Genomic DNA, 2,047 nt, shown 5'->3' on the forward strand with positions numbered 1-2,047 from the left:
CACGAGCGCGCTCTCCAGCGCGAGGCTCGCCGGAGCCGGATTCCCGGCGAGCGCCGGCACGATCGAGCCCACCACGAGCAGCACGGCGTAGCACCACAGAAGCGGCCGCGCGAGCAGCGCCCCGCGCGCCTTGGGGGAGGCCACGCGCAGGAGGCCGAACGAAACCATCATGAACAGCAGCGTGCCGAACAGGTCCGCCCGCTCGAACGACAGGATGCCCTCGCCGAACGCCCGGTTCGCGCCCATGTAGAACAGCGAGAAGACGAAGCCCTGGTTGCAGGCGAACCCTACGACGGCGCGCAGGGAGGCCCTGCCGCCACGGCGATGCGCGCCCATGCCCGGGCCTCCCTTCCCCTGCGGATATCGGAAGCACCATGATAGCGCATGCCGGCCCGCGGCCGGCCCCGCAGCGCGCGCACCCGCAAAACGAGCACGGGAAGCGGATCCAGCCCAACAAGCGAGAGGGATCGCGCCAGGGAGCGAGCCGCAAGGAGAAGGCTTGGGAGACGGGAGCATCCGACCGTTCGCACCAGCCGGCCGGGTGCCCGCGTCCGAAGGCGGCCGCCCGGCGCATGCGGTCGACCTCGGGGACTTCCCGATGCGCCGGATCGCTCCCCCAGCACGCACGATTCGCGCCGGCTCGCGAGAGCGGGAGCGGGCCGACTCGCGGGGGGACGGAGGGCTCGCGACCCCTCCCCTGAAACGGCCATGCGCCCGTGCGGTTGCACAGGCGCATGGCCGAGCGCGAGGAGGGAGTTCGCGCTCAAGGGAAGGAACAGCGCATGCGCTTGCGCGCAGCGCGCGGGATTGCGTGCCTAGGCGGCCTTGCGGGCGCGCACCTTCTTCGCGGCCTTGGGCTCGTCGCCCTCGGCGGCGTCCTCGTCCTCGGACTCCACGATCTCGGCGTCGTCGTCGACGCTCTCGACCTTCTTGTCGCCGCCAAGGCCCTCGCGCAGGTTCTTCACCGTCGAGCCCAGCGCGGCGCCGAGCTTCGGCAGGTTCTTCGGGCCGAAGATGAGCAGAATTACGCCGAGGATGATGAGCAGTTCGGGCATGCCCATACCGAGGATCTTCATAGTACGCCTCCAATGCGCGGGGAATCGTCCCCATCGGTTTCAAACAGCTCCGCAGTATGGGCCGTTGCACGCCGCCCGGCTATCGTGCAGACGGCTGATTTTCGTCATGCAGCCTGCGCGCACCGTGTCATGCAGATGGAGTACGCGCGCGTTTCCCCTGTTCTAGGCGTCGGCAAGCGAACGTCCCGCCAAATAGCCCATGACGGATGCCATCATGAGCCCGCGCGTCCAGCCGCTCGAGTCCCCCAGGCAGCGCAGGCCCCGCACGCTCGTGCGGAAGCCCTCGTCCATCTTCACACGGTTGCTGTAGAACTTGAGCTCCGGCGAGTACAGCAGCGTCTCGGGGGCGGCGAAGCCGGGCACCACCTCGTCCACGACCAGCATGAAGGCCAGGATGTTCGTCATGGCGCGGTAGGGCATGGCGGCCGTTATGTCGCCGGCCACCGCATCGCCCAGCGTGGGCGCCACGTTGCTGCGGCGCAGCTCCTTGTCCCAGGTGCGCTTCCCGTCCAGGATGTCGCCCAGGCGCTGCACGAGGATGCGACCGTCGCCCAGCATGTTCGTGAGCTCGCCCACCTTCTGCGCATAGGCGATGGGCTGGTCGAAGGGTTCGGAGAAGTTGTGCGAGCACAGGATGGCCAGGTTCGTGTTCGCGGACTTCCGCTCCTTGTACGAGTGGCCGTTCACCACGGCGAGGCCCCCGTCGTAGTTCTCCTGGCTCACGAAGCCGCCGGGATTCTGGCAGAACGTGCGCACCTTGTTCTTGAAGGGCTTGGGGTAGCCGATGAGCTTGCTCTCGTACAGCACGTCGTTCACCGTGCGCATGACCTCGTTGCGCACCTCCACGCGCACGCCGATGTCCACGGGACCGGGGCCGTGCGCTATCCGATGCTCGCGGCACATGCGCTCCAGCCAGTCGGCCCCGCGCCGGCCGGTGGCCACCACCGTGTGACGGGCGCGCAGCTCGTAGG

General features: G+C 68.7%; 2 protein-coding genes and 1 pseudogene. All 3 read right to left on the reverse strand.

Annotation, left to right across the window (positions count from 1 at the left end; translation table 11 throughout):
- Positions 1–336, reverse strand: a pseudogene (locus GPA_RS19465) (helix-turn-helix transcriptional regulator); the annotation flags it as partial.
- A gap of 479 nt (positions 337–815) precedes the next feature.
- Positions 816–1,076: a twin-arginine translocase TatA/TatE family subunit gene (locus GPA_RS13520; RefSeq protein WP_015540211.1), complete on the reverse strand. Its 261-nt coding sequence runs from the start codon at positions 1,074–1,076 to the stop codon at positions 816–818.
- Positions 1,077–1,238: 162 nt separating this feature from the next.
- A partial coding sequence (locus tag GPA_RS13525) for an NAD(P)/FAD-dependent oxidoreductase (protein ID WP_414735668.1) occupies positions 1,239–2,047 on the reverse strand: 809 nt, incomplete at its 5' end.

Origin of the sequence: Gordonibacter pamelaeae 7-10-1-b, from assembly GCF_000210055.1 — a bacterium.
Taxonomy (GTDB): Bacteria; Actinomycetota; Coriobacteriia; order Coriobacteriales; family Eggerthellaceae; genus Gordonibacter; species Gordonibacter pamelaeae.